This window comes from Micromonospora sp. DT227, from assembly GCF_049841835.1.
Classification (GTDB): Bacteria; Actinomycetota; Actinomycetes; order Mycobacteriales; family Micromonosporaceae; genus Micromonospora.
The window spans coordinates 98,829-124,786 of record NZ_JBNCLA010000002.1 but is presented as its reverse complement, the minus strand read 5'-3'; the positions used below and the strand labels follow the sequence as shown (position 1 = coordinate 124,786).

Below are 25,958 nucleotides of genomic sequence, written 5' to 3'. Positions count from 1 at the left end.
GGGCGGGGACGGGGCGGTCCTGAGTTAAGTGGGGAGGACCGGTGACCTCGGCGACGTTGTTGACACCTGCCAGGACGTCGCGTCCCGGGGGTGATCGACCCGGTGCGACGACGCGAGCCGCGGAGCGGGCCTACATCAGGGTCCTGGTGGTGCTCGACACCGCCGTGCTGGCCGTGGCCATCCTGGCCGGCTACCTCGCCCGGTTCGGTGACGAACAACCCACCGGGTCCGAGATCCCGTACGTGGTGGTCGCCCCGGTGCTCCTGCTGGTCTGGTTGGTGTCGCTGAAGGCCATGCGCTGCTACGACGACCAGGTCCTCGGCTACGGCGCGGACGAGTACCGCCGGGTCAGCGCCGCGAGCCTGCGGCTGGCCGGCGGCATCGCCATCGCCGGCTACATCGCCGACGTCGGGGTCTCCCGGGGCTTCCTGGCCATCTCCTTCGCGGTCGGCACGATCGGTCTGGAGGTGGCCCGGTTCGCGGCGCGCAAGCGACTGCACCGCGCCCGCGACCGGGGCGCCGGCTGGTCCCGCAAGGTGCTCGTGGTCGGCGACACCGCGCACGTGCTGGAGCTGGTGCACACGCTGCGCCGGGAACCGTACGCCGGCTACCAGGTGGTCGGCGCGTGCATCCCGGACGCGCTGCTCGCCCCGGTGCCGCAGCGGCTGGGTGACGTGCCGGTGGTCGGGTCCTTCCGGGGCATCCCGGAGGCGGCCACCGCGATCGGCGCGGACACGGTCGCGGTCACCGCGTCCGGTGAGCTGACCGCCACCCGGCTGCGCCGCCTGGGCTGGCAGTTGGAGGGCACCGGTGTCGACCTGGTGGTGGCCCCGGCGCTGACCGACGTGGCCGGCCCGCGCATCCACACCCGTCCGGTGGCCGGCCTGCCGCTGATCCACGTCGAGGCGCCCGAGTTCCGCGGCGCCCGCAAGCTGGTCAAGGGATTCGTGGACCGGTCGCTCTCGCTGATCGCCCTGCTCCTGCTCTCGCCGCTGCTGGGGGTGCTCGCGCTCGCCATCAAGCTGGACAGCCGGGGCCCGGTGCTGTTCCGCCAGACCCGGGTCGGGCAGGGCGGCGAGGAGTTCGGCGTCTTCAAGTTCCGCACCATGGTGGTCAACGCGGACGCCCTGCTCGCCGAGCTGGCCGCGCGCAACGAGACCGACGGCCTGATGTTCAAGATGCGCGACGACCCCCGGGTGACCCGGACGGGCCGGCTGCTGCGCAGGTGGTCGCTGGACGAGCTGCCCCAGCTCGCCAACGTGCTGCTCGGCCACATGAGCCTGGTCGGCCCGCGCCCGCCGCTGCCCTCCGAGGTGGCCCGCTACGACGGCGACGTGGCACGCCGGCTGCTGGTCAAGCCCGGCATGACCGGCCTCTGGCAGGTCAGCGGCCGGTCCGACCTGAGCTGGGAGGACGGCATCCGGCTCGACCTCTACTACGTGGAGAACTGGTCGCTCGCGGCCGACCTGACCATCCTCTGGAAGACGTTCGGCGCGGTGCTGGGCAGCCGCGGCGCCTACTGATCCTGCGGGCCCAGCCAGTCCAGGCAGACGACCACCGCGTCGTCCACCAGGTCACCGGCGACGAAGGCCCGCAGGTCGCCGATGAGTGACCGGACCGCGTCCAGCGGCTCCATCGGGCTGGTGCGGCGCAGGAACCGGTCCAGGGCCGACTCGCCGTAGCGGACCTGGCCCGCGGTGGCGTCGATCACGCCGTCGCTGACCACGAAGAGTCGGTCCCCGCGCTCCAGGTGGAACCGCTGCTCGCGGTAGTCGGTGCCCTCGAACATGCCGAGCGGGAACTGCTTCTCCAACGCCTGGGACGTCACCTCGCCGGCGCGCAGCCGGATCAGGTGCGGGGAGCCGGCGTCCACCGCGACCAGCGCCCCGGTGGCCAGGTCCAGCTCCATCAGGAGCACGGAGAGGTGCTGCTCGCCCCGGTACTGCGCGTAGACCGCCTGGTCGGCCAGCGCGGCCTGGTCGGCCAGGGTCAGCCCGGCGCGGCGCGCGTTGCGCAGCGCGTAGGTGGCCAGCGAGGTGAGCAACGCCGCGGCCACCCCCTCGCCGAAGCCGTTGAGCACCGCGAGCCAGAGCCGGTGGCCGTCGTCGGACCAGTCGAAGCTGTCGCCGCGCACCGCGTACGCCGGCTCCAACTGGCCGGCCAGGCTGAACGACGGGCGGATGCGGCTGCGACCGGGCAGCAGCTCCCACTGCATCTCGGCGGCCAGCGTGAGCCGCCGGCTGCGCCGGGCGCTCAGGTAGATGTCGGTGGTCGAGGTGACGGCGGCCACCTCGTGCCCGAGCACGGTGGCGACGGTGTCCAGCTCGCGGCGGGCGGCCGGGTCGGCGGGCACCGGCGAGACCCGGAGCACGCCGCGTCGTTCGCCCCGCATCCCCACCGGGAACCAGCCGGTCCCGTCGGCGAACACCGGCTCCTGGTGGTCGAACGCGTACCAGGCCGGGTGGCCGGGGCCGGTCAGCGCCTCGCCGCCGCCCAGCGGCAGCAGCTCGGCGAGCCGGTAGTCGACCTGGTACAGCTCGGTCCGGGTGATCCCGTACGTCCGCCGCAGCTCGTCGGCGAGACGCGCCACGATGAGATCAGTCGGCGCGTCCGTCACGTTTCGGCGGGCGCGCGCCTCCGCTTCGCTCATCTTTGCTCCTTTGCACAGGTCGCCGGGCTGGGCCGCGGGGTAGTCTCGGGCCCACCATGACCGAGGAGCCCGGTCCCGTGGGACCCGAAGCGAGTATGTCCGCCGCCCTGGACGAGGCGGCGGGCACCCTGCTCTCCGTCTGGGAGGCGGCCCGGGAGCGGACCACGAGCCGCCTCTCCAGCGCCCAGTTGCGCGCGGTGATGGTCGTCGAGCAGTACGACGGGATCAACCTCCGCCGGCTCGCCTCGCTGACGGACATGCTGCTCTCCTCCGCCAGCCGGCTCTGCGACCGGCTGGTGGCGGCCGGCATGCTGGAGCGGGAGCCGGGCCGCTACGACCGCCGGGAGATCTCGCTGCACCTCACCCCGGCGGCCAACCGGCTCCTGGCCGAGCTGCGCGCCGACCGGCGGCGCCGGCTGGCGCGGATCCTGGCCGGGATGAGCGCCGAGGGCCGGGTGGCGCTGCTGCGCGGGATGCGGGAGTTCGACGAGGTCGGTCGCCGCGACGAGGCGACAGTGGCCGAGGACTGGCCGGTGCTGCGCCCCTCCGGGGAGCGGATCGGCGACCCGCTGGTGGGTCTGGGCGCGCCGCCGGCGCCCGGTCGACCGGGCGCGCCCCGCGGGCCCGTCGAGCCGGTCCCGCCCGACGGCCCCTCGGCGGTCCGCACCGCCTGACACCACGGCCCGGCCGTCCGTCGACACCGGCGCCGGGCCGCGCCGGCGGGGGCCCGCCACGCCGGTCAGCCGGCCGAGACCGCGGCCCGCGCCGTCCGCAGCCGCGCGGCCACCCGGGGATACTCGGTCAGCGCCCCCTCCAGCGTGGCGAGCACGTCGTCCAGCAGGCGGCGGCCACCGCGGACGGTGAGCGCCTCCTCCTGCCACCTGACGAAATCCCGCAACAGGCTGTCGTCGTCCACCCGTACCGTCGCCACCAGCGCGTCGACCAGGTGCGCGATGCCGGAGGCGACATCCTCGACGCTCTCCTGCGGCGGATCCACCGCGCCCAGCGCGAGCCGGACCAGCTCGCGCCGGCGGTGCAGCACCGCCACGTACGCGTCGTCCTTCGGGGGCGGCGGCGGGCCGGTGTGCGTGCCGGCGGGCAGCGGCCCGGCCAGCAACCGCACCGCGTCCCGCGCGCTGGCGCCCCACGCCGCCGCGCCGATCGCCGTCGCCCACCGGCCCTCGGGGCCGAAACCGGGCCCGCCGGCCAGCACCGGCACCCCGGCGGCCCGACTGGCCTCCACCATCCGCGCCGCCCGCACCAGCCGGTTCGGCTGCACGCAACTGAGCAGCACCGCCTCCGGGCCGGTCTGGTGCAGGTAGGAGACCAGGTGCCGGGCCGGCACACTGGCCCCCAGGAACGTCACCCGCCAGCCGGCCGCCCGGACCACCTCGCTGACGATCCGGGCGGCCAGCGCGTGCCACTCGCCCTCCACGCAGGCCACCACCACGAGGCCGTGGCGCGGCGCGCCGACGCTCGCGCCGAGCGCGTCCACCACCAGCTCACTGACGTGGGTGGCGGCATGCTCCTGGGCGACGCTCCACGAGCCGGTGAGCCACCGCCGGCCGATCTCCCGCTGCGCCACCGCGACCAGGTCGACCAGGACGTCCGCCACCGAACAGCCGCCGGACACCAGGTCGCGGGCGAGCGCCACGGCGCCGACCCGGTCGGCCCGGTCCAGGTGGTCGAGATACGCGGCGAGCGTCGCCGGCCCGATCCGGCAGGACGGGCTCACGCGGCGGCCACGGCCAACATGGCGATGTCGTCGTGCGGCTGCCCGTCGAGCCACTCGTCCACGAGTTGGAGCACCCGGTCGACGAGCGCGGCCGGTGGCAGCCCGGCCCCGGAGGCGAGCGCCTGCCGCAACCGGTCTTCGCCGAACATGGCCGGCTCGGTGGGACCGCCCCGGGCCTCGGTGACCCCGTCGGTGTACGCCAGCAGCAGGTCACCGGGGGCCAGCCGCACCTCGACCTCGGCGAACCGGGCCGCGGTCAGCGCGCCGACCGGCATGCCGCCCACCCGGACCGCGTCGATGCCACCACCGGCGCGGACCACCAGCGGCGCCGGGTGCCCGCCGCCGGCCATCCGGACCAGCAGCCCGCCGTCGGGCTGCCGGCTCAGCGTGCCGAGCAGGAGCGTGGTGAACTGGGCCCGCGCGGCCGCGCCCGGCGCGTCCAGCAGCGCGCGGTTGAGCAACTCCATCAGCTCCCGGGGGCGCTGCTCGACCAGGCGCAGGGTCTGCAACGACTGGCGTACCCGCCCGGTCAGCACGGCCGCGCCGACGCCCTTGCCACAGACGTCGCCGAGCGCGAACAGACCGCCGTCGCCGGTGGGGAACAGGTCGTAGAAGTCGCCGCCGATGCGCAGGCTGTCCCCGGCGGCACGGTAGCCACCGGCCAGCGTCATCCCGGCCAGGCGGGGCAGCTCCGGCGGGAGCAGGCTGTTCTGCAGCACCCGGGCCAGGTGGGTCTGCTCGCCGTACAGCTCGGCGGCGGCCAGCGCGGCGCCGGCCCGGCCGGCGAACTCCCGGGCCAGCGCGATCTCCCGCTGGTCGAAGCCGGCCCGGTCGGGGCGGCGGGCCAGGACCAGCGCCCCGGCCGGCCCGCCGGCGCTGGGCATCGGGCTGATCAGCACGGTGCCCGGCCGGCCGAAGTCGGCGGGGAGCACCTCGGCCAGGTCGGCCAGCTCGGCGTCGAGCCAGGGGCTGGGCGCGGTGAGGTCGCCGTCGAGCGCCTCGACCAGGCCGGGGACGGACTCCACGGTCCGCCAGCCGATCACGCCGGTGGTCGGCCCGGAGCCGCCGGTGGCGTACCGGATCCAGTGCGGCTCGTCCTCGGCCGGCGGCGGCGGTCGGTGCACCACCACGGCGACGTCGGCCAGGTAGGGCACCGGCAGGGCGACGGCGGCGCGCAGCGTCTGCTCCCGGTGCAGGGAGAGCCCGAGCCGGCTGCCGGCCTGGGCCAGGAACGCGGTCCGGGACCGTTCGGTGAGCAGCGCGTCGGTACGCGCGTGCTCCTCGGTGACGTCCCGCACATACCAGGCGCCACGCTCCCCGGCCAGCCCGCGCCGCAGGCCGCGCAGTCGCCGGCCGAGGTGCTCGGCCTCGAACGTGTCGGCGCCGTCGCGGGCCGCCTCGGCCAGCGCGGACACCCGGCAGCCGGCCAGGACGACGCCCGGCGTCAGCTCGGGGAGAAGCTCCGCCGCCATGGCGTTCACCAGGGTCACCACGCCGGCCGGGTCGACCGTCACGACGGCCTCGGCCAGCCCGTCCAGCAGCTCGCGGGCGAGCCGGTCGTCAGCCGGCAGCGCGACCCCGGCCACCCGCCGGGGCCGTTTCCGCCAGCCCTGTCCGCCGCCGCTGACCGGCCCGGCGACACCGCCCCGGCGCGCGGCGGTCACCGCCGCTGGCCGGGCGCTTCGGCCGGACGACCCGTGTGCATGCTGTCGGTGCACTCCTCGCTCGTGAACAGGTTGCCTGACGGCAAGCGTACCGAGCGGGAGCGACGAATGCCCGTCGAGGAATGCAAGGCGGGGGCCCCGCTTAACGCATTCTGCATAAGCGGGGCCCCCGCCTAACCGGTGGCGGCGCGGGCGAGCCAGCCGACCGGGCGGTCGACGATGCGGCGTACCACCGAGGTGGCGCCGCCGACCGCGGCCGACTGGGCGCCGAGCGCGGCGGGCCGTACCGTGACCGGTGACCAGGCGGCGGTGAGCACCCGTCGGGAGACCTCCGCCACCACCGGCGGGCACAGCCACGGCGCGAGCGGGGCGTATCCGCCGCCGAGCACCACGGTGTCCAGGTCCAGCAGGTTCACCACGCCCGCCACCGCCACCCCCAGCGCCACCCCGGCGTCGGCCAGCGCGGCCAGCGTGGCCCGGTCCCCGGCCCCGGCCAGGTCGGCGAGCCGGGTGGCGGCGGTGTCGGCGGGCAGCTCCGCGCCGGGCAGCCCGGCGGCGGCGAGGATGGCCTCCTGGCCGGCGTACCGCTCCAGGCAGCCCTGGCCACCGCACCGGCAGGGCCGCCCCTGCGGCTGGACCGGGAAGTGACCGATCTCTCCGCTCCAGCCGCGCGCGCCCCGGTAGAGCGCGCCGTCCAGCACGATCCCGGCACCGATGCCGATCTCGCCGGTGATGTGCAGGAAGCTGCGCGGGCCGGCCGGCCCGGCGTACAGCTCGCCCAGCGCCGCCAGGTTGGCCTCGTTCTCCACCACCAGCGGCGGGACACCGTCGACCGGCTCGACGAGCGGACGTCCGGCGAGCAGCGCCGGCACGTCCACGTCCCGCCAGCCGAGGTTCGGGGCCAACCGGACCAGGCCGCCGTCGCCCACCAGGCCGGGCACGGCCAGCGTCGCGCCGGCCAGCGTCAACCCGTCGCGTACGGCGGCGGCGTGCGCCTCGGCGGCCAGCGCGGTGAGCCGGTCGAGCGCGTCGGCGGGGGAGACCGGCCGCAGGTCGGCGCGACGGACCAGGTGGTGGCGGACCGTGCCGCTCAGGTCGACCACGCAGGCCGCCAGGTAGTCGACGTTCACCTCCAGCCCCAACCCGGCCGGACCGTCCGCGGCGAGCACCAGGCCGCGCGCCGGCCGGCCCGCCCCGGTCCGCGGGGCCGGCTCCGCCTCGGCGACCAGTCGCCCGGCGATCAGGTCGTCGACGACGGCGGAGACGGTGGCCCGGGTCAGCCCGGTCCCGGCGGCGAGCCCGGCCCGCGACGGGGGCCGGTCGGCGGCGGCGATCCGCCCGAGCACGACCGCGAGGTTCAACTCGCGCAGGCTGCCCTGCCGGACCGCTCCGGCGGTGCTGGCGCTGGTCACCACTTGACACTGCCACATCCCCGCCATTTAATTCAACCGCTGAACAAATCGCGGACGACACCACCACCGGAGGTCCCCATGGCACCCCGTCCCACCCCCGCGGACAAGTTCTCCTTCGGCCTCTGGACCGTGGGCTGGACCGCCCGCGACCCGTTCGGCGAGGCCACCCGTCCCGAGCTCGACGCCGTCGAGGCGGTGCACCGCCTCGCCGAGCTGGGCGCGTACGGGATCACGTTCCACGACGACGACCTGGTCCCGTTCGGCGCGGACGCGGCCACCCGGGACGCCCGGCTGAGCCGGTTCCGCAAGGCGCTCGACGAGACCGGCCTGGTCGTGCCGATGGTCACCACCAACCTCTTCACCCACCCGGTGTTCAAGGACGGCGGCTTCACCAGCAACGACCGCGACGTGCGCCGGTACGCGCTGCGCAAGGTGCTGCGCAACGTCGACCTCGCCGCCGAGCTGGGCGCGAAGACGTTCGTCATGTGGGGCGGCCGGGAAGGCGCCGAGTACGACCTGTCCAAGAACATCGGCGCCGCGCTGGACCGCTACCGCGAGGCCGTCGACCTGCTCTGCCAGTACGTCGTCGACCAGGGCTACGACCTGCGCTTCGCCATCGAGCCGAAGCCGAACGAGCCGCGCGGCGACATCCTGCTGCCCACCGTCGGCCACGCGATCGCGTTCATCTCCACCCTGGCCCGCCCGGAGATGGTCGGGCTCAACCCGGAGGTCGGCCACGAGCAGATGGCCGGGCTCAACTTCGCCCACGGCATCGCCCAGGCGCTCTGGCAGGGCAAGCTGTTCCACATCGACCTCAACGGCCAGCGCGGCATCAAGTACGACCAGGACCTGGTCTTCGGCCACGGCGACCTGCTCAACGCGTTCGCCCTGGTCGACCTGCTGGAGCACGGCGGCCCGGACGGCGGCCCCGCGTACGACGGCCCGCGGCACTTCGACTACAAGCCCTCCCGGACCGAGGACATCGCCGGTGTGTGGGCGTCGGCCGCCGCGAACATGAGCACGTACCTGCTGCTCAAGGAGCGGGCCAAGGCGTTCCGCGCCGACCCCGAGGTGGCCGAGGCGCTCGCCGCCAGCCGGGTGGCCGAGCTGTCCACGCCGACGCTGAACCCGGGTGAGGGCTACGCCGAGCTGCTCGCCGACCGGACCGCGTTCGAGGAGTTCGACCCGGAGGCCGCCGGCGCGAAGGGCTTCGGCTTCGTCCGGCTCAACCAGCTCGCCGTCGAGCACCTGCTCGGCGCGCGCTGAGGCGGGCCGCCATGCCGCTCGTCGCCGGGGTCGACTCGTCGACCCAGTCCTGCAAGGTGGTGGTCCGGGACGCGGAGACCGGCGCGCTGGTCCGGCAGGGCCGCGCGCCGCACCCGGCCGGCACCGAGGTCGACCCGTACGCCTGGTGGGACGCGCTGCGCGCCGCGGTCGCGGAGGCCGGCGGGCTGGCCGACGTGGCCGCCGTCTCGGTCGGCGGCCAGCAGCACGGCATGGTCTGCCTGGACGAGTCGGGCGAGGTGGTCCGGCCGGCGCTGCTGTGGAACGACACCCGGTCCGCCGACGCCGCCCGGGAACTGGTCGAGGAGGCCGGCGGCGGGGAGACCGGCCGCCGGTTCTGGGCCGACGCCACCGGCGCGGTGCCGGTGGCCAGCTTCACCGCCACCAAGCTGCGCTGGCTGGCCCGGCACGAGCCGGCGAACGCCGACCGGGTGGCCGCGGTCTGCCTGCCCCACGACTGGCTGACCTGGAAACTGGCCGGTGCGCCCGGGCTGGACGCGCTACGCACCGACCGGGGCGACGCCAGCGGCACCGGCTACTGGTCACCGCGTACCGGCGAATACCGGCTCGACTTGCTGGAGCAGGCGTTCGGCCGGCGGATTCGGGTGCCGGTGGTGCTCGGTCCGGCCGAGGCGGCCGGGCACCTCGACCCGACGGCGCTCGACGGCGGTCCGGCCGCGGGCCTGTCCGGTGCCGCGCGCTCGTCCGGCGGCGAGGCAGCCGGCGCGGTCGGTCCGTCCGGCGGCGCCGGGCCGGTGCTGCTCGGCCCGGGCACCGGGGATAACGCCGCGGCAGCCCTCGGCGTCGGCGCCGGTCCCGGCGACGTGATCGTCTCGATCGGCACCTCCGGCACCGTCTTCGCGGTCGCCGACGCCCCGGCCGCCGACCCGAGCGGCGCGGTGGCCGGCTTCGCGGACGCCACCGGGCGGTTCCTGCCACTGGTCGCCACGCTGAACGCGGCCCGGGTGCTGGACGCCGCCGCGACGCTGCTCGGCGTCGACCTGGACACGCTCGGCGAGCTGGCGCTGTCCGCCCCGGCCGGCGCGGACGGGCTGGTGCTGGTGCCGTACCTGGAGGGGGAGCGGACCCCGGACCGGCCGCACGCCACCGGCAGCCTGCACGGCCTCACGCTCGGCACCTCGACCCCGGCGCACCTGGCCCGGGCCGCCGTCGAGGGGCTGCTGTGCGGGCTGGCCGACGGCCTCGACGCGCTGCTCGCGCAGGGCGCCCGCGCGGACCGGATCATCCTGGTCGGCGGCGGCGCCCGTTCCGCCGCGGTCCGGCGGATCGCGCCGCAGGTCTTCGGCCGCCCGGTGGTGGTCCCGCCGCCGGGCGAGTACGTCGCGGACGGCGCGGCCCGACAGGCCGCCTGGGTGGCGCTGGGCGGCGCCGCCCCGCCCACCTGGTCCATCGGCGACACCGAGGAGTACACCGCCACCCCCGTCCCCACCATCCGCACCCACTACACCCACGCCCGGGGGTAAGGAGGGGCCCCCTCTTAACGCATTCGGTAGAGGCGGGGCCCCCGCTTAACAACAAGCGCCGGGGGGTCGTGCTGCGCGGGGGACGTGAGCCTGGTTGGCTGCCGGGATGAGCGGCACGAGGGTCTCCCGACGCGGGAACGCGGCGCACCGGTTCTACAGCGTCGTGGTCTTCGTCGTGCTCGCCTCGCTTGACAACGTGGCGATCGGCCTGGTGCCACCGCTGTACGGGCCGATCTCCGGCGCGCTCGGCGTACCGCAGCGGCTGCTCGGCCTGGTCACCGCCGTCAGCTTCCTGGTCAGCGCCGTGGCGGCGGTGGGCTGGGCGTACGTCGGGGACCGCACCAACCGCAAGCCACTGCTCATGGTCGGCACGCTGATCTGGGCGGCCGGCACCGGCGGCAGCGCGCTGGCCGGGCACTACTCGACGTTCCTGGTCGCCCAGCTCGTCGCCGCGGTCGGGCTGGGCGCGGTCGGCTCGGTGGGCTTCTCCGTGGTCACCGACCTGATCTCGCCGCGCCGCCGCGGGCTGGTGATGAGCTTCTGGGGCCTGTCCCAGGGCGTCGGCACGCTGGCCGGCACGCTGGTCGGCGGGCTGCTCGGCGCGACCGACTGGCGGCGACCGTTCCTGCTGCTGACCGGCGTCGGCCTGGCCGCCACCATGGCGTACCTGTTCACCTACGACATCCGGCGCGGGCAGAGCGAGCCGGAGCTGGCCGAGGTGTTGGACGCCGGGGGCGAGTACGACTACCGGATCAGCCACGCCGACCTGCCCCGGATCCTGGCCCGGCGGACCAACCGCTGGCTGATCCTCCAGGGGCTCACCGCGCAGGCCGCGTTCGGCTCGTTGGTCTGGCTGCCGGTGCTGTTCAGCCAGCGGGCCGAGGCACAGGGCTACTCGGCGGCCACCGCGGTGGTGGTGGGCAGCGTCTTCGCCACCCTGTTCCAGCTCGGCGGCGTGCTCTCCATCGTGGGTGGGCTGGTCGGCGACGCGCTGCAACGGCGTACCCCGAGCGGTCGGGCCCGGGTCGCGGCCGTGGGCGTCCTCGCGGCCGTGCCGTTCTACCTGGTCCTGTTCTTCGTGCCGCTGCGCATCGACGTGCCGGACGGCGGCAGCTCCGGCGCGGTGGTGGCGGCGGTGCTGTCCAGCGTGCTGACCGAGCCGACGATCGGGCTGAGCCTGCTCACCGCCGTGGTGGCGCTGGCGCTCACCTCGGCCAACTCGCCCAACTGGTTCGCGCTGATCGCCGACGTCAACCCGCCCGAGCACCGGGGCACGGTCTACAGCCTCGGCAACCTGGTCAACGGCGTCGGTAGGGCGGCGGGCAACGGGCTGGTCGGGGTGGCGTTCGCCGCGCTGCGGGTGGCGTTCCCGCCGCCGTTGAACTACGCGGTCGGGCTGGCCGCGTTCCAGCTCTTCTTCGTCCCGACCGGGATCATGTACTGGCTGGCGGCCCGGACGTCCCCCCGCGACATCGCGCAGGTGCACGCCCTGCTGCACGCCCGCGCCGACCGTCTCGAAGGCCTCGACCCCCGCGAAGGAGGGGCCCCCTCTTAACAGGTGGGTGTTAAGAGGGGGCCCTGCCTATACCGGAGGCGTTAACCGGGGGCCCCTCCTTACGCCGCCAGCCAGACGGTGACGTCGGTGGGGACCGACGACGCGTCGGTCAGGGGGGCGCTGGCGGCCAGCACTGTTGCGCCGTCGGGCAGCGGGGCCGGCTCGGGGCCGAAGTTGGTCAGCACGGTGAGGTCGCCGTTGGTGAAGGTGAGCACCTCGTCTGCGGAGGAGAGGAAGCGCATCGGGCCCCGGGCCAGTCCGTGCTCCCGGCGCAGGCGCAGCGCCGTCCGGTACAGCTCGTACGTCGAGCCGGGCACCCCGCGCTGGCGGTCCAGCGCGTACTCGGCCCAGATCGGCGGCTGGGGCAGCCAGCTCGCGTCGGTCGGGCCGAAGCCGTACGACGGGGCGTCGGCCTCCCACGGGATCGGCACCCGGCAGCCGTCCCGGCCGCGCTGGGTGTGCCCGCTGCGCGCCCAGGTCGGGTCCTGCCGGGCCTCGTCGGGCAGCGTGGTGTGCTCCGGCAACCCCAGCTCCTCGCCCTGGTAGAGGTAGGCCGAGCCGGGCAGCGCCAGCATCAGCAGGCTGGCCGCCCGGGCTCGGCGCAGGCCCAGCGCCACGTCCGGCTGCGGGTCGTCGACGCCGATGCCGTTCATCCGGCCGCCGCCGGTGGTCAGCCCGAGCCGGGAGGCGTGCCGGACCACGTCGTGGTTGGACAGCACCCAGGTGGTGGGCGCGCCGACCGCGTCGGTGGCCTCCAGCGAGCGGGTGATCACCGCGTACTGGGCGGGTGCGGTCCAGGCGGCCATCAGGTACTCGAAGTTGAACGCCTGGTGCATCTCGTCCGGCCGGACGTAGCGGGCCAGCCGCTCGGCCGGCTCCACCCAGGCTTCGGCGACCAGGACCCGCTCCCCGGCGTACGAGTCGAGCAACCGTCGCCACTCCCGGTACACCTCGTGCACGCCGTCCTGGTCCCACATCGGCGGCCGGGGCTTGTCCGCCTCGTTGCCGGAGAGGATCTCCTGCGGCTCCTGCCAGTCGGCCAGGTCGGCCTGCTTGATCAGCCCGTGCGCCACGTCCACCCGGAACCCGTCGACGCCGCGGTCCAGCCAGAAGCGCAGCACGCCGAGGAACTCCTCGCGGACCTCCGGGTTGTCCCAGTTGAGGTCCGGCTGGCCGGGGTCGAACAGGTGGAGGTACCACTGCCCGTCGGGCAGTCGGGTCCAGGCCGGCCCGCCGAAGACGCTCTCCCAGTCGTTCGGCGGCTCGGCGCCGTCCGGCCCCTTGCCGTCCCGGATGACGTACCGCTGCCGTTCCGGGCTGCCCGGCGCGGCGGCCACCGCGGCGGTGAACCAGCGGTGCGCGGACGAGGTGTGGTTGGGCACCAGGTCGACGATCACCCGCAGGCGGCGGGCCTTCGCCTCGGCGATCATCTGGTCGGCGTCGGCGAGCGTGCCGAAGAGCGGGTCGACGTCCCGGTAGTCGGCCACGTCGTAGCCGGCGTCGGCCTGCGGGGACGGATAGAACGGGGACAGCCAGACCGCGTCGACCCCCAGTTCGGCGAGATGGTCGAGGCGGGCGGTGATGCCCGGGAGGTCGCCGATGCCGTCACCGTCGGAGTCCGCGAACGAGCGCGGGTAGACCTGGTAGATGACTGCCTCGGTCCACCAGCCGGTGGCCGGGGCCTGCTGCGTCGCGTCGGTGTTCAGCGCCTTCTCCCTGTCGTGGATGCCTGACGAACGGGTCCGTTCAGTGTGCCCGGGGCGGCGCGGTCGAGTCCCGCACGACCAGCCGAGTGGGGAGGATCACCGAGGTCGGCGTCCGTCCGTCGCCGCCGGCCCCGCGCGGCGCCGGCACCGGGCCGGGGTACGGGTCGGCGGCGCCCGCCCCCAGCGGGTCGAGCAGGATGCGGGCGGCGAGGCGCCCCTGGTCGGCGGCGGGTTGGGCGATGGTGCTCAGCCCGAGCACGCCGGCCAGGTCGTGGTCGTCGATGCCGATCACGCTGACGTCCTGCGGCACCCGCAGCCCGGCGTCGCGCAGCGCGCTGACCGCGCCCATCGCCATCTCGTCGCAGGCGGCGAAGATGGCGGTCGGCGGCTCGCCGCGGGCCAGCAGCTCGGCGGTGGCGTGGGTGCCGCCGTCGATGGTGAACCGGGACTCGACGTCGAGGCTCGGGTCGGGCCGGAGGCCGGCGGCGCGCAGCGCCTCCTGGTAGCCGCGTCGCCGGTCCAGGTGGGTGGTGAACGCCAGCTCGTCGTCCGGGTCGCCGGAGATGTGCGCGATCCGGGTGTGCCCGAGGTCGAGCAGGTGGCGGGTGGCGGTGCGGGCGGCGGCCACGTCGTCGATCCGGACGCAGGGCCAGCCGGGCACTCCGCTGCCGGAGCTGATCGTCACGCCGGGCAGGTCGAGTTTGGTGAGCGCGTGCACGTCCGCCGCGCGCAGCGGCGTGGCGACCAGGATGATCGCGTCCACCCGCTTGTGCAGGCTGGCCGTGCGCAGCACCCGCTGGCGGGTCTGCTCCCGGCCACCGAGGTTGTAGAGCAGCGTGTCGTAGCCGTGTTGCTGGAGGGAGTCCTCGACCGCCTCCACCACGGTGCCGAAGAACCACCTGGTGATCCGCGGGACCACCACGGCGACGGTGCCGGTCCGGCCGCCGGCGAGCCGGGAGGCGCTGGGCGAGACCGCGTACTGGAGTTGCTCGGCGGCGGCGAGGACCCGGCGGCGGGTGGCGGCCGAGACCGTCGGCAGGCCGCGCAACGCGCGGGAGACGGTGGCCGTGGAGACCCCGGCCAGGCGGGCGACGTCGTCAATCTTGGTCATCGTGGCTCCCCGCTGCGACCCGTGTCCCGCCGCCGCCGGCACACCGGCGGCGGCGGGACGGTGGATCAACCCTTGACGCTGCCGGCGAGCAGGCCCCGCACGAAGTAGCGCTGGAGGGACAGGAACACGATCAGCGGTACGACGATCGACACGAACGCGCCGGCCGTGAGCCGCTGCCACTCGTTGCCCCGGGTGCCGGCCAGCTCGGCGAGCCGGACGGTCAGCGGGGCGGTCTCGTCGCCGCCACCGGCGAAGATCAGCGCGACCAGCAGGTCGTTCCAGACCCAGAGGAACTGGAAGATGCCGATCGCCGCCAGCGCCGGGGTGATCAGCGGCAGCACGATGGTGCGGAAGATCTTCGGGTGGGTGGCGCCGTCGACCCGGGCCGCCTCCATCAGGTCGCCCGGGAGCTGCGAGATGAAATTGTGCAGCAGGTAGACGGCGAACGGGAGCGCGAAGCAGGTGTGGGCGAACCACACCTGGGCGAACTTCTGCTCGTCGACCAGGTCCCACGCGGGCATGATCTGGACGCCGGCGACGGTGACGCCGGTGGAGAAGAACCGCAGCAGCGGCACCAGGGCCATCTGGAGCGGCACGATCTGCAACGCGAAGATCCCGATGTAGACCCAGTCCCGACCCCTGAAGTTGATCCAGGCCAGCGCGTACGCGGCCAGCGAGGCGAACGCGATCGGGAACAGCACCGACGGGACGGTGATCGCCAGCGAGTTGATGAAGTAGCTGGCGAGCTGCCCCGACGAACCTCTGCTGAACAGCACCTCCTGGTAGTTCTGGAGGGTGAACTGGGGGTCGCGGAAGAACGTCCACCAGCCGGTGGACTTGATCTGGTCCTCGGGCCGGATCGAGGAGACGAAGAGGCCGAAGGTCGGGATCGTCCAGAGCAGCGCGAGCACGATCGAGACCAGCGTGGCGGTGCGGCTGTTGAGCCGCTTGCGGACCCGGGCGCCCCGGGTGGTCGGGCCGGTGGCCTGGACGCCGGCTCCGACGGTGGGCGTGGCGGTGGTCATGTCAGCCCTCCCGCTGCTTGCGCAGGTTGCGGATCTGGTAGATCACGAGCGGCAGGACCAGGACGAAGAGGAAGACCGCGAGCGCCGAGCCCTGCCCGTTCTCGCCGTACCGGAACGCCTGGTTGTACATCTCGGTCGCGATCACGTTGGTGTCGTAGTTGCCGTTGGTGGCGGTCCGGACGATGTCGAAGACCTTGAGCGTGGCGATGGAGATCGTCACCACCACCACGATCAGCGCCGGCCGGATGCTCGGCATGGTGATCCGCCAGAACATCTGCCACGCGGTGGTGCCGTCCAGCCGGGCCGCCTCGATGATGTCCGCCGGGATGGCCTTGATGGCCGCGGAGAGCACCACCATGGCGAAGCCGGCCTGGATCCAGACCATGATCACGATGAGCAGGAACGTGTTCAACGGCGAGTCCAGCAGCCACTGCTTCGGCTCGCCGCCGAGAGTGACCACGATCTGGTTGAGCAGGCCGATCTGCTCCTGCTCGTCACCCCGGTAGGCGTAGATGAACCGCCAGATGATGGCGGCGCCCACGAACGAGATCGCCATCGGCAGGAAGATCAGCGACTTGGCCACTGACTCGAACCGGGCCTTGTCCACCAGGACCGCGTAGATCAGGCCGAACGCGCTGGCCGCCAGCGGCACCAGCAGCACCCAGATCAGCGTGTTGATCAGCACCCGGACGATCGAGTCCTCGTCGAACATCCAGGTGTAGTTGTCCAGCCCCACCCAGTTCGTGCTGCGCGCGTCCATGAAGGAGAGCAGCGTGGTGCGGATGGCCGGGACCACCAGCCCGATGGTCAGCAGCAGCAGCGTCGGCAGCAGGAAGAAGAACGCGAAGGCGCCCTCGCGCGGCTTGCGCCGCCGGGGTGCCGGTCCGCCGCCCACCGAGGCCGCGACCAGTTGCGCCTCCCGCCGCCGGGCGAGCCAGGTCGGCACCACGTCGAGGAGCAGGAGCAGCCCGCCCACCACCGCGACGAAAGCGATCAGCCCGTACATCAGCATGAGGAACTTCGGCTGTTCCGCCGCGAAGTCGAACTCCATCAACCCTCCCTCAAGGGTTCGGATGCGGGCGGGTGGCCCGGCCCGTGCACACGGACCGGGCCACCCACGCGGATCACTTCCAGCTGCCCTCGATGTCGTTCAGGACGGAGGTGGTGTCCTTGCCGTTGATCCAGGCCACCATGCCCTTCCAGAACGTGCCGGCGCCGACCGCGGCCGGCATCAGGTCCGAGCCGTCGAAGCGGAAGACGGTCTTCTCGTCCTGGAGGATGCCCACGGAGAGCTTGTCCACCGGGTTCGGGACGTTGTTGAGGTCCAGCTTCTTGTTCGCGGACACCCAGTCACCGATCTTGGCGCGGCTGTTGGCGAACTCGCCGGAGGCCAGGTAGGTCTGCACCGCCTGGACCTCGGGACGGTCGGCGAAGGCCGCGACGAACTCGCCGCCGCCCAGCACCGGCTTGCCCTTGGCCGGGTCGATGGCCGGGAAGTAGAACGCGAAGACGTCACCGTCCTCGGCCACCTTGGTGCCCTCGGGCCAGTTGTTGGCGTAGAAGGACGCCTGGCGGTGCATTGCGCACTTGCCGGTGGTGATCGGCACGCCAGCTTCCTGGAACGCGGTGGTGGCGATGCTCTTCACGCCGCCGAAGCCACCGTTCATGTACTTCTCGTTCTTCAGGATGGTGCCCGCCTGGTTGACGGCGGTGGCGACCTGCGGGTCGTTGAACGGGATCTCGTGGGTGGTCCACTTGTCGTAGACCTCGGGCCCGCCGGTGCGCAGCAGGACGTCCTCGATCCAGTCGGTGGCCGGCCAACCGGTCGCGTCCTGGGACTCGATGCCGGCGCACCACGGCTTGGTGCCGCTGCCCGCGATCTTGTCGCTGAGGTCGATCAGCTCCTGCCAGGTGGTCGGGACCGACCAGCCCTTCTCCTTGAAGGTCTTCGGCGAGTACCACACGAAGGACTTCACGTTGGAGCCCAGCGGGGCGCCGTAGAACTGGCCGTTGACGGTGCTGTACTTCAGCCAGTCGGGGGAGTAGTTCTGCTCCGCCATGGCCTTGGTGTCGGCGCCGGCCGGCTTGAGCTTGCCCGAGTCGACGAACCGCTTCAGCAGGCCCGGCTGCGGGATGAAGGCGAGGTCGGGGGCGTTGCCGCCGTCCACCCGGACGGGGAGCTGGGCCTCGAACTCGCCGGAGCCCTCGTGGTCGATCTTGATGCCCGTGCAGTCCTCGAACTCCTTCCAGGACTGCTGGAGGCGCTCGTCCTCGATCTCCCGGATCGACGAGTAGATCGTGACCTTCTTGCCGTCGTGCCCCTCGTACTTCTCGTATGCCGCGCACTCGGCCGAGCCCGCCTTGTCGCTCTTCTTGTCGTTGCCGGTCCCGCAGGCGGCGACGCCGAGCGCCAGCCCCAGCACGCCGGTGACCGCGAGAGCCTGGCGCGATCTGGCAAACGCCATGCCGATCTCCTTCCTTGCCGGCGCGTGGGGGAAATCGAATGCGCGCCGGTCCGATGGTCGTGCACACATGTAAGCGCTTGCATCCCGTCCGGTCCACCCCCGGCCGGACACGGCCCGGTAACAATCCCGAAATTCGGACACCGGCGCTGGGCGCGCTCCCATGAATCTTCCGTTGGACGGAACTTTCTGCCACGCTGTCCGTATCAGATTGAAGACTTTCAACATAGGAGGTAGTGGATGCGCAAGCGGTGGCTCAGTCTGGCGGCCGGCGTGGCGGTCCTGGCCGCGACCCTGGTCCCGGCGGCGCCGGCGATGGCCGCGCCGACGTTCAAGGTTCCGTTCCCGTGCAACCAGTCCTGGTCCGGACAGACGCGGACCAATCACAGCCCGGCCAACGCGATCGACTTCAACCGCACCGACGACCTCGGCGACCCGGTGGTGGCCAGCGCGCCCGGCACCGTCGACGTGGTGACGAACCTCGGTGACACGAGCTACGGCAAGTACGTCCGGATCAACCACGGCGGCGGCTGGACGACCTACTACGCGCACCTCAACGCGTTCAACGTCTCGGTCGGGCAGACCGTCGGCTACGGCCGGGTGATCGGATACGTCGGCACCACCGGCGGCTCCACCGGCCCGCACCTGCACTACGAGCAGCGCTCGAACGGCAGCGCCGTGAAGATCAATTTCAACGGCGCGCAGGCCCTGTACTGGGGTACGAAGACCTACACCAGCGACAACGGCTGCGCCGGCGCGGACACCGGGGCCGGCACGGTGAACACCTCCGGCACGGCCCTGACGGTCCGCTCCGGGCCGGGCACCGGCTACAGCGCGGTGGGCACGGTCGCCGACGGGGCCAAGGTGACGATCTACTGCCAGACCAGCGGCACCAGCGTCACCGGCACGTACGGCACCAGCTCCATCTGGGACCGGATCGGCTCCGGCCGGTTCATCTCCGACGCGTACGTCTACACCGGCTACGACGGGTACATCCCCGGCGTGCCCCGCTGCTGACCCCGGTGGGCGCGGGGGCGTCGGCTCCCGCGCCCGCCCCGGTCAGGCGTTCAGCCGCCAGATGGCGAAGTTGAGCGCGGCGGCGAACGTGACCCATGCCCAGTACGGCAGCATCAGCAGCGTCGCCGGCCGGGACACCCGCCGGAACAACGCCACGGTCACGCCGATCGCCAGCCACATCAGCACGATCTCGGCGAACGCCAGCCCGTAGCGGCCGGCGCCGAAGAAGAGCGGCGTCCAGACGGCGTTGAGCACCAGTTGGACGCACCAGGCCCAGAGCGCGGGGCCGAACCCGACCCGGCGCCAGACCAGCCAGCCGGCGATCGCGATCAGCGCGTACAGCACGGTCCACACCGGGCCGAACAGCCACGACGGCGGCGCCCAGGCGGGCTGTTCCAGGCTCTGGTACTCCGTGGAGGTGCCCCGGACGCCCAGCCCGCCGATGGCGGCGGCGGCGAACGTGGCGGCGCCGAAGCCGAGCAGGGCCCACCACTTCCGGGCCCCGGCGGTACGCCGGCCGGCGCGTTGCGACATCTCCATGGTCGAGATATTGCCGCTGGCCGGGGGAGGCAAACCCCGCCGGATACGGAAAACGCCGGGATCGTCGGGTCCGGACGCTCCGGTCTGGGAGGACAGAGCGCCGGGCCCGACGACCCCGGCGGGTCTCGGGTGCTGCGGACGGGTGGTTACGTGTTGAAGATGCTGACACCACCCGGGCCGACCAGCAGGCCCACCACGATGAGGACGATGCCCCAGAGGATCTGTCGGCGGAAGAGGGCAAGAATTCCGGCGACCACGAGTACGACTGCGAGAATCCAGAGAATCAGCTCCATGGCGGCTGGATACCCGGCAGCCCGATCCCGGAAACCTCCCTCTCAGTCGACCTGATCCCCGAGGTGGAAGACGCTGTAGGCCTGCTTGATCACGGGGTGCGCGACGTTACGGACCCGCACTCCGCCCGGCGTGGTGCCGCGCTCGGTGCCGTGGTGGGCGTGCCCGTGCAGGGCCAGCGCGGTGGGCGCCGAGTCGATCGCCTGCCCGAGCTGGTAACAGCCGAGGAACGGGTAGATCTCCAGCGGCTCGCCCGCGAGCGTGTCCGGTACGGGGGAGTAGTGGGTGAGCGCGACCAGCGCGTCGCACTCCAGCGCGAGCAGCGCGGCCGCTAGCGCGTCGGCGCTCTCCCGGGTGGTCCGCACGAACGATTTCATCTCCGGCTCGCCGAAGTCGCTGGCGCAGCGCCCGGCGAACCCGCCGCCGAAGCCCTTCACACCGGCCACGCCGAGCCGCCCCCCGGGGCACTCCAGCACCGTGCCGGTGCCCTCCAGCACGGTGATCCCCGCGTCCTCCAGCACCTTGACCACCTGCGGCACCTGGTCGCACTGGTGGTCGTGGTTGCCGAGCACGGTGATCACCGGCACGCCGAGGTCGCCGAACTCCCGCGCCACGCAGCGCGCCTCGGCCTCCGTGCCGTGCCGGGTCAGGTCGCCGGCGAGCAGCAGCACGTCGGCGCAGTCCGGCAGCTCCTCCAGCGCCGGACGGAACCGGCCCACCACGTCCTCGTCCACGTGCACGTCGCCGACGGCGGCGATCCGGATCACCATCGAACCTCCCTCACGGCAGTTCCTCCACCTGGGTGGGCGCCTGCGTACGGATCACACCGATGTCGCTGGTCACCGGCGTGTCCGGGAAGCGCTCGGCCACCCGCCGCAGGATCTCCTCGCGCCGGTGCGGGCTCTCCACCTCGCCGGAGAGCACCAGCCCGCGCTCGCGGCGCAGCACCGTGATGCCCTGCTCGGCCACGGACGGGTCCTCCGCCAGCATGTTCTGGATCTCCGCCTCGACGTACTCGTCGGGCGGCACGTCGCCGGGCTGTCCGGTCACGGGGTCTCCCTTCCGCCGGGCACGCCGCTGGGCAGCACGTCCAGCCGGTCGAGCAGCACCAGGAACGCCTCCGCGTACGGCGAGTGCTGCGTTTCCTTGCGTACCCGGTCCCAGTCGATCTGTTCCCGCAGCGAGCGGGCGAGCGGCAGGGCGCGGGCGAAGTCGCAGTAGTGCTGGGAGAAGCTGAGCAGCTTGTGCACCATGAGCTGGCTGGCCGAGAGCACCGGCATGTGGATCGCGTCGACCGGCCGCACGATGGTGTCGGCGAACGTCTCCTCGGTCACCGGGGTCTCGATCGGCCGGTGGATCAGGTCCACCATCCGGCCCTCGTCGTAGACCTTGACCAGCCAGTCCTCCGGCGGGCGCTCGGCCGTGAAGCCGGCCTCGACCAACGCCTCCAGCGCCCGGTCGACGTCGGCCTCGCGGAGCAGGAAGTCGACGTCGTGGTCGCTGGAGTGGCCGCCGTGGGCGTACACGGCGAAGCTGCCGCCCAGGGCGAACGGGATCTCGGACTGCTTGAGCACGGCGGCGACCTTCTTGAGCGTGTGCACCAGGGTCTCGTCCCCGCGCTCGGCCATCTGGGTCTCCCGTCGTCGTCGTGGGCGGTGAGATTGAGTTGCGTACCCGGCGGACGCTCCGGTCACACCTTCCGCAACCACCCGGGGAGGAACACGACAAAAAGCCGCTTGCGAGCACCCGTCGGATAACCTCGGGGAGGTGGCCAGCTCACTGCGGACGCGGCGCGGCGGAGCCCGACTGCGCACCGTCGCCCTGATCGGTATCGACGGCTCGGGCAAGACCACCCAGGCCCACCTGCTCGCCGAGGCGCTGACCGCGGCCGGCCACCGGGCCACCTACCACCGCAACGCCGGCGGTCGACGCTGGCTCGGCCGGCTCGCCCAGCGGGTCGGCCGCCCGGACGCGCAACGCCTCGTCGGGCGCGACGGCCTGCTCGTGGTCGAGTCCGTGCTGCGTTGGCTGGCGATCGCGCTCGCGCTGCTGAGCTGCCTGGCGACCGGCCGCACGGCGGTGATGGACCGGTGGTCCGTCTGCCAGTACGCCAGCATCCGGGCGCACGGTGGGCAGCGCTGGGAGCGGCTGGCCCGGGCCGGCTACCGGATCTTCCCGCCGCCCCGGGTCACCATCCTGCTGACCGTGGACCCGGCCGAGGCGTACCGGCGGATCGAGCGGCGCGGCACCGACCACGAGAGCATGCGGTGGCTCACCGCCGCCGACGCGGCCTACCGGGCGCTGCCGGAGTACGCCGGCTTCGTGGTGGTGGACGGCGGCGGCCCGCCGGAGGAGGTGTCCCGCCGGATCCGGGCGCACCTGAGCGAGTGGCTGCCGGACGACCCGTCCACGGTCGCCGGCCCGTCGCCGGACGGCACCCCGCGCCCGTCGGGCGGCGGCCGGGACGGCCCGGTGCCGGCTCAGGCCCGCCCGTAGACCGGGACGCTCGCGCCGCTCGTCGGGGCGGACTCCGCGCCGGCCAGGAAGCGGATCACCGCCGCGATCTCGGCCGGCGGCACCCACCGCCGGTGGTCCGCCTCGGGCTGGGCGGCCCGGTTGGCCGGGGTGTCGATGACGCTGGGCAGCACCGTGTTGCAGCGCACCCCACGCGGCCGGTACTCCACCGCGATCGCGTTCGCGAACGCCTGCACCGCGGCCTTGGCGGTGGCGTAGCCGGCCGCGCCGGGGAACGGGGCCACCGCCGCCCGCGCCGACACGCAGACCACCGCGCCGCCGCCGGCCGCGACCAGGTGCGGCAGCGCCGCCTGGGTGACCAGGTAGGTGGGGCGCAGGTTGATCCGCAGCATCCGCTCGAACTCCTCGACCGGCGTCTCGTGCACCAGCCCGCCGCTGGCGTACCCGCCGACGAGGTTGACCACGGCGCGCAACGGCGCCGCGGGCTCGGCGGTGGCTGTCGTCACCGCCCGCGCGGCCCCCTCGGGAGTGAGCAGGTCCGCCACCACCGGGACCGGACCGGACGGCTCGGGCGTCGTCGTGCCGCCCTCCCGACCGGGTACGACCACCCGCCAGCCGTCCCGCAGGAACGCGGCGGTGACCGCGCCGCCGAGCCCACCCGTGCCTCCGGTCACCAGCACCGTGCGATCCGCCATGGCCACACGTTAGCCGCCGGGAGGGACGGGACGCCGGGCACGCCGACCCCCGCCTGCGGACAGGTCCGCCGGCCGTCCGCCGCCGGCCGCGCTCGCTGGTCACGGAGAGCGAGACAGAGGCACGGCGGCCGGACGGGCCGCCGGCGCCTTTGCTCTGCAGCCATCCCCGCAGCAGAAACCGAGAGCAACCACCCGAACTGCCGGGCAGCGCCGGTCCCGCTCACCTCTGCCCAGGTGGAGGAGCTGCTGCGCATATGGGTGCAGAGCAAAGGCGGCGGAGGGGCGGCTCTCCGCCCCTCCGCCGCAGTCACGCTGAGAAACCAACTCCCTCGTCACTGTTCGTGACGTCGCCGACGCGTGCGGGGAGGCCCGCCCGGCTGACCGGTGGTCCGGTGGCGGCCGTCCGGGCCGAAGGGTCGGCGTGCGGTCGATCGGACGATCCTCCGGCGGGCGCGAGTCGACCGGACCGGAGGAGGCGGCCGGGCTGCGGTAATGGGACCCTGGGCACGGGGAACGGGCGCGGATGGCGGTAAATTTCCCGATACGCGGCGTCATGGTTGACGCTTACGCCCAGTGAAAGTAAGTTTCATCCGTGGCGAAGAGTCCGAAGATTTCTGCGAGTCACGAGCCCGGTGGACTGATCGTCCACATCAGCGGCCTCCTGCCCTCGCTGTCCCCGGCCGAGCAGCGGGTGGCCCGGCTGGTCGTCGCCGATCCGGCGGACGCGGCCCGGCGCACGATCACCGACCTCGCCACCGCCGCCGAGACATCCGAGGCGACCGTGATCCGGTTCTGCCGCTCGGTCGGCATGAACGGCTACCCCCAGCTGCGGATCCGGCTCGCCGCCGAGGCCGCCCGCCGGGTCGAGCCGCCGGACGCGCGGGTCGTCGGCGGCGACATCCCGCCCGGCGCCGACCTGGCCCAGATCATCGCCACCATCGCGTTCAACGACGCACGGGCCGTCGAGGAAACCGCCGAGCAGCTCGACCCGGCGGTCTGCGAGCGGGTGGTCGAGGCGATCGGCGCGGCCGGCCGGATCGACGTCTACGGCGCGGGCGCCAGCGGCTTCGTCGCCTCGGACTTCCAGCAGAAGCTGCACCGCATCGGCCGCATCGCGTTCTACTTCCCGGACGTGCACACCGCGCTCACCTCCGCCGCGCTGCTGGGCCGCGGCGACGTCGCGGTCGGCATCTCCCACACCGGCACCACGTCCGACGTGATCGAGGTCCTGGAGCAGGCCCGGGCGCGCGGCGCCACCACGGTGGCGCTCACCAACTTCCCCCGCTCACCGATCACCGAGGTCGCGGACCACGTGCTCACCACCGCCGCCCGGGAGACGACCTACCGGTCCGGCGCGACGGCCAGCCGGCTGGCCCAGCTCACCGTGGTCGACTGCCTCTTCGTCGGGGTGGCCGCCCGGAGCCGGGCCCGCACCAAGAAGGCCCTCGAGGCCACCGCCGAGGCGGTCCAGTCGCGTCGGGTGGGTCCCGGGCGGAGGCGGGCATGACGGCGGGTCGGGTGGAGCGGGACGAGGTGACCGCGGTGCGTCCGGTGGTGCGGGTCGGCGCGCCGACCGAACGGCGTAACCCGCACAGCGTCGACCTCGACCTGATGTCGACCCGGGACGTGCTCGCCGTGATCAACGAGGCCGACCGGCGGGTGCCGGCCGCGGTGGCCGCCGTGCTGGACGAGATCGCCGAGACCGTCGACCTGGCCGTGGCCGCGCTGCGCGGCGGACGCCGGGTGCACTACTTCGGCGCCGGCACCTCCGGTCGCCTGGGCGTGCTGGACGCGGCCGAACTGGCCCCCACGTTCAACTCGCCGCGGCACTGGTTCTGCGCCCACCTGGCGGGCGGCCCGGAGGCCATGTGGCGGGCCGTCGAGGACGCCGAGGACGACGAACGTGGCGGCGCCGCCGAGGCCGCCAAGTGTGTCCGCGCCGGGGACCTGGTGGTCGGCCTGGCGGCCAGCGGGCGCACCCCGTACGTCCTCGGGGCGCTCGCCGCGTCCCGGTCCCAGGGCGCCGGGACGGTGCTGCTCTGCGCGAATCCGGAGGCCGAGGCCGCCACGTCGGTGGACGTGTTCATCGGGGTGGACACCGGACCCGAGGTGGTCACCGGGTCGACCCGGATGAAGGCCGGCACCGCGCAGAAGCTGGTGCTCAACACGTTCTCCACGGCCGTGATGGTGCGTCTCGGCCGGGTCTACTCGAACCTCATGATCGACATGGTGGCCACCAACGCCAAGCTGCGCGGCCGGATGATCTCGATCCTGATGGAGGCCACCGGCTGCGCCGAGGAGGTCTGCGCCGTCGCGTTGCGGGAGGCCGACGGCGACCTCAAGACCGCCCTCGTCTCGCTGGTCTCCGGCGCCGAGGTGCCCGCCGCCCGGGCCGCCCTGGCCCGCGCCGCCGACCAGGTCCGCGGCGCTTTGGCCCTGCTCGCCTCCTGATCCCACCCGATCCCACCCGCCGGGCGCATCCGCCCGGCGGGTGCGACGCGTATCACGGGGTGGGAGGGGACGGCTCTCCCGGTGCGGATTGTTCAACGAGGCGGAGGGTAATCCTTCCCCGTGGCTGAACCGACCGGTCCACGGGCGCGTATCAGGCAGTGACCAGGATCCCAATGCGGCGGTGACGCGGCTCGCTGTGTTCATGGAACAGGCAATGGTGCCATTCCATGGGCGGACGGCGACTTCGCTGTTCCGGACCCCGTTCACCAGGGGGTCCGCCGGCCGTCGAGCAGGGGTCCTGACAGGAAACATGGACCGGGCTCTCAGGTAGCACTCAGGCATTCGTGACAGTTTCGACTCACGACATGGAATCCCCGACACGTCTCATCTGTTGTGTAGGT

The 25,958-nt window shown here is 73.5% G+C and carries 23 protein-coding genes and 1 pseudogene; 9 read left to right on the top strand and 15 right to left on the bottom strand.

The window, feature by feature from the left end; translation table 11 throughout:
• Positions 1 to 41: 41 nt before the first annotated feature.
• A complete protein-coding gene (locus ACLQ2W_RS09575; RefSeq protein ID WP_281937505.1) occupies positions 42 to 1,523 on the top strand; it encodes a sugar transferase in 1,482 nt (493 codons plus the stop codon).
• On the opposite strand, the gene ACLQ2W_RS09570 is transcribed toward ACLQ2W_RS09575, so the two are convergent.
• A complete protein-coding gene (locus tag ACLQ2W_RS09570; protein ID WP_425786122.1) occupies positions 1,517 to 2,650 on the bottom strand; it encodes a PP2C family protein-serine/threonine phosphatase in 1,134 nt (377 codons plus the stop codon). The genes ACLQ2W_RS09575 and ACLQ2W_RS09570 overlap by 7 nt on opposite strands.
• Before the next feature lie 95 nt (positions 2,651 to 2,745).
• Between ACLQ2W_RS09570 and ACLQ2W_RS09565 the strand changes: the two genes are divergently transcribed.
• Positions 2,746 to 3,324, top strand: a complete 579-nt coding sequence (locus tag ACLQ2W_RS09565) for a MarR family winged helix-turn-helix transcriptional regulator (RefSeq protein ID WP_281937501.1) — start codon at positions 2,746 to 2,748, stop codon at positions 3,322 to 3,324.
• A gap of 65 nt (positions 3,325 to 3,389) precedes the next feature.
• Here ACLQ2W_RS09565 and ACLQ2W_RS09560 read toward each other — a convergent pair whose 3' ends face one another.
• From ACLQ2W_RS09560 to ACLQ2W_RS09550, 3 genes are all read right to left on the bottom strand, one after another.
• Positions 3,390 to 4,385 (bottom strand): cobalamin B12-binding domain-containing protein, encoded by a 996-nt coding sequence (locus ACLQ2W_RS09560; protein WP_425786121.1) that lies wholly within the window; start codon positions 4,383 to 4,385, stop codon positions 3,390 to 3,392.
• Positions 4,382 to 6,049 (bottom strand): SpoIIE family protein phosphatase, encoded by a 1,668-nt coding sequence (locus tag ACLQ2W_RS09555; RefSeq protein WP_425786120.1) that lies wholly within the window; start codon positions 6,047 to 6,049, stop codon positions 4,382 to 4,384. The genes ACLQ2W_RS09560 and ACLQ2W_RS09555 overlap by 4 nt, the downstream gene beginning before the upstream one ends.
• Positions 6,050 to 6,222: 173 nt before the next feature.
• Entirely contained in the window at positions 6,223 to 7,488 is a 1,266-nt protein-coding gene (locus ACLQ2W_RS09550) for an ROK family protein (protein ID WP_425786119.1), read from the bottom strand.
• Positions 7,489 to 7,539: 51 nt separating this feature from the next.
• On the opposite strand from ACLQ2W_RS09550, the gene xylA reads away from it, so the two are divergent.
• From xylA to ACLQ2W_RS09535, 3 genes are all read left to right on the top strand, one after another.
• Positions 7,540 to 8,727, top strand: coding sequence for a xylose isomerase (gene xylA / locus ACLQ2W_RS09545; RefSeq protein ID WP_425786118.1), 1,188 nt, complete (start codon positions 7,540 to 7,542; stop codon positions 8,725 to 8,727).
• Between the two features lie 11 nt (positions 8,728 to 8,738).
• Positions 8,739 to 10,229 (top strand): xylulokinase, encoded by a 1,491-nt coding sequence (locus ACLQ2W_RS09540; protein ID WP_425786117.1) that lies wholly within the window; start codon positions 8,739 to 8,741, stop codon positions 10,227 to 10,229.
• Positions 10,230 to 10,335: 106 nt separating this feature from the next.
• On the top strand, positions 10,336 to 11,784 hold the full coding sequence (locus ACLQ2W_RS09535; protein ID WP_425786116.1) for an MFS transporter: 1,449 nt from the start codon (positions 10,336 to 10,338) through the stop codon (positions 11,782 to 11,784).
• 59 nt (positions 11,785 to 11,843) lie between these two features.
• Here the strand turns inward: ACLQ2W_RS09535 and ACLQ2W_RS09530 are convergent, their stop codons facing one another.
• The 5 genes from ACLQ2W_RS09530 to ACLQ2W_RS09510 form a co-directional block, all read right to left on the bottom strand.
• Complete coding sequence (locus ACLQ2W_RS09530; RefSeq protein ID WP_425786469.1) at positions 11,844 to 13,490, bottom strand: alpha-amylase family glycosyl hydrolase; 1,647 nt, start codon at positions 13,488 to 13,490, stop codon at positions 11,844 to 11,846.
• Between the two features lie 40 nt (positions 13,491 to 13,530).
• On the bottom strand, positions 13,531 to 14,601 hold the full coding sequence (locus ACLQ2W_RS09525) for a LacI family DNA-binding transcriptional regulator (protein WP_425786115.1): 1,071 nt from the start codon (positions 14,599 to 14,601) through the stop codon (positions 13,531 to 13,533).
• 65 nt (positions 14,602 to 14,666) lie between these two features.
• Positions 14,667 to 15,626, bottom strand: a complete 960-nt coding sequence (locus ACLQ2W_RS09520; RefSeq protein WP_405090937.1) for a carbohydrate ABC transporter permease — start codon at positions 15,624 to 15,626, stop codon at positions 14,667 to 14,669.
• Position 15,627: 1 nt separating this feature from the next.
• On the bottom strand, positions 15,628 to 16,677 hold the full coding sequence (locus ACLQ2W_RS09515; protein ID WP_405090936.1) for a carbohydrate ABC transporter permease: 1,050 nt from the start codon (positions 16,675 to 16,677) through the stop codon (positions 15,628 to 15,630).
• Positions 16,678 to 16,750: 73 nt separating this feature from the next.
• Positions 16,751 to 18,091 carry an ABC transporter substrate-binding protein gene (locus ACLQ2W_RS09510; RefSeq protein WP_396777355.1) on the bottom strand — a complete coding sequence of 447 codons (1,341 nt, stop codon included), beginning with the start codon at positions 18,089 to 18,091 and terminating at the stop codon, positions 16,751 to 16,753.
• Positions 18,092 to 18,328: 237 nt separating this feature from the next.
• Between ACLQ2W_RS09510 and ACLQ2W_RS09505 the strand changes: the two genes are divergently transcribed.
• A complete protein-coding gene (locus tag ACLQ2W_RS09505) occupies positions 18,329 to 19,105 on the top strand; it encodes a peptidoglycan DD-metalloendopeptidase family protein (protein WP_425786114.1) in 777 nt (258 codons plus the stop codon).
• Between the two features lie 42 nt (positions 19,106 to 19,147).
• Here ACLQ2W_RS09505 and ACLQ2W_RS09500 read toward each other — a convergent pair whose 3' ends face one another.
• The 5 genes and pseudogenes from ACLQ2W_RS09500 to ACLQ2W_RS09480 form a co-directional block, all read right to left on the bottom strand.
• Complete coding sequence (locus tag ACLQ2W_RS09500; protein ID WP_405090934.1) at positions 19,148 to 19,645, bottom strand: TspO/MBR family protein; 498 nt, start codon at positions 19,643 to 19,645, stop codon at positions 19,148 to 19,150.
• Between the two features lie 146 nt (positions 19,646 to 19,791).
• Positions 19,792 to 19,938 (bottom strand): GPGG-motif small membrane protein, encoded by a 147-nt coding sequence (locus ACLQ2W_RS09495; RefSeq protein WP_013288160.1) that lies wholly within the window; start codon positions 19,936 to 19,938, stop codon positions 19,792 to 19,794.
• A pseudogene (locus ACLQ2W_RS09490) lies at positions 19,929 to 20,706 on the bottom strand (metallophosphoesterase family protein). Before ACLQ2W_RS09490 ends, ACLQ2W_RS09495 begins: the two are co-directional and overlap by 10 nt.
• A 10-nt stretch (positions 20,707 to 20,716) precedes the next feature.
• Positions 20,717 to 20,926, bottom strand: coding sequence for a hypothetical protein (locus tag ACLQ2W_RS09485; protein ID WP_281938565.1), 210 nt, complete (start codon positions 20,924 to 20,926; stop codon positions 20,717 to 20,719).
• 56 nt (positions 20,927 to 20,982) lie between these two features.
• A complete protein-coding gene (locus ACLQ2W_RS09480; RefSeq protein WP_405090933.1) occupies positions 20,983 to 21,630 on the bottom strand; it encodes a nucleotidyltransferase in 648 nt (215 codons plus the stop codon).
• A gap of 73 nt (positions 21,631 to 21,703) precedes the next feature.
• On the opposite strand from ACLQ2W_RS09480, the gene ACLQ2W_RS09475 reads away from it, so the two are divergent.
• Entirely contained in the window at positions 21,704 to 22,432 is a 729-nt protein-coding gene (locus tag ACLQ2W_RS09475) for a dTMP kinase (protein WP_425786113.1), read from the top strand.
• On the opposite strand, the gene ACLQ2W_RS09470 is transcribed toward ACLQ2W_RS09475, so the two are convergent.
• The gene (locus ACLQ2W_RS09470) at positions 22,417 to 23,106 is read right to left on the bottom strand and encodes an SDR family NAD(P)-dependent oxidoreductase (RefSeq protein WP_405090931.1); all 690 of its coding nucleotides are present in this window, start codon (positions 23,104 to 23,106) and stop codon (positions 22,417 to 22,419) included. The two genes, ACLQ2W_RS09475 and ACLQ2W_RS09470, sit on opposite strands and share 16 nt — an antisense overlap.
• A gap of 592 nt (positions 23,107 to 23,698) precedes the next feature.
• Here ACLQ2W_RS09470 and ACLQ2W_RS09465 point away from each other — a divergent pair.
• Both ACLQ2W_RS09465 and murQ read left to right on the top strand, forming a co-directional pair.
• Complete coding sequence (locus tag ACLQ2W_RS09465) at positions 23,699 to 24,613, top strand: MurR/RpiR family transcriptional regulator (protein WP_107157071.1); 915 nt, start codon at positions 23,699 to 23,701, stop codon at positions 24,611 to 24,613.
• The gene (gene murQ, locus ACLQ2W_RS09460; RefSeq protein WP_425786112.1) at positions 24,610 to 25,557 is read left to right on the top strand and encodes an N-acetylmuramic acid 6-phosphate etherase; all 948 of its coding nucleotides are present in this window, start codon (positions 24,610 to 24,612) and stop codon (positions 25,555 to 25,557) included. Before ACLQ2W_RS09465 ends, murQ begins: the two co-directional genes overlap by 4 nt.
• The last annotated feature ends 401 nt before the right edge of the window (positions 25,558 to 25,958 follow it).

Bases quoted from the DNA above. Each gene is read 5' to 3' on its own strand.
- ACLQ2W_RS09570 (WP_425786122.1), bottom strand. From the start codon at position 2,650: ATGAGCGAAGCGGAGGCGCGCGCCCGCCGAAACGTGACGGACGCGCCG.
- ACLQ2W_RS09565 (WP_281937501.1), top strand. From the start codon at position 2,746: ATGTCCGCCGCCCTGGACGAGGCGGCGGGCACCCTGCTCTCCGTCTGG.
- ACLQ2W_RS09550 (WP_425786119.1), bottom strand. From the start codon at position 7,488: ATGGCGGGGATGTGGCAGTGTCAAGTGGTGACCAGCGCCAGCACCGCC.
- xylA (WP_425786118.1), top strand. From the start codon at position 7,540: ATGGCACCCCGTCCCACCCCCGCGGACAAGTTCTCCTTCGGCCTCTGG.
- ACLQ2W_RS09540 (WP_425786117.1), top strand. From the start codon at position 8,739: ATGCCGCTCGTCGCCGGGGTCGACTCGTCGACCCAGTCCTGCAAGGTG.
- ACLQ2W_RS09535 (WP_425786116.1), top strand. From the start codon at position 10,336: ATGAGCGGCACGAGGGTCTCCCGACGCGGGAACGCGGCGCACCGGTTC.
- ACLQ2W_RS09525 (WP_425786115.1), bottom strand. From the start codon at position 14,601: ATGACCAAGATTGACGACGTCGCCCGCCTGGCCGGGGTCTCCACGGCC.
- ACLQ2W_RS09520 (WP_405090937.1), bottom strand. From the start codon at position 15,626: ATGACCACCGCCACGCCCACCGTCGGAGCCGGCGTCCAGGCCACCGGC.
- ACLQ2W_RS09515 (WP_405090936.1), bottom strand. From the start codon at position 16,677: ATGGAGTTCGACTTCGCGGCGGAACAGCCGAAGTTCCTCATGCTGATG.
- ACLQ2W_RS09510 (WP_396777355.1), bottom strand. From the start codon at position 18,091: ATGGCGTTTGCCAGATCGCGCCAGGCTCTCGCGGTCACCGGCGTGCTG.
- ACLQ2W_RS09505 (WP_425786114.1), top strand. From the start codon at position 18,329: ATGCGCAAGCGGTGGCTCAGTCTGGCGGCCGGCGTGGCGGTCCTGGCC.
- ACLQ2W_RS09500 (WP_405090934.1), bottom strand. From the start codon at position 19,645: ATGGAGATGTCGCAACGCGCCGGCCGGCGTACCGCCGGGGCCCGGAAG.
- ACLQ2W_RS09495 (WP_013288160.1), bottom strand. From the start codon at position 19,938: ATGGAGCTGATTCTCTGGATTCTCGCAGTCGTACTCGTGGTCGCCGGA.
- ACLQ2W_RS09485 (WP_281938565.1), bottom strand. From the start codon at position 20,926: ATGCTGGCGGAGGACCCGTCCGTGGCCGAGCAGGGCATCACGGTGCTG.
- ACLQ2W_RS09470 (WP_405090931.1), bottom strand. From the start codon at position 23,106: ATGGCGGATCGCACGGTGCTGGTGACCGGAGGCACGGGTGGGCTCGGC.
- murQ (WP_425786112.1), top strand. From the start codon at position 24,610: ATGACGGCGGGTCGGGTGGAGCGGGACGAGGTGACCGCGGTGCGTCCG.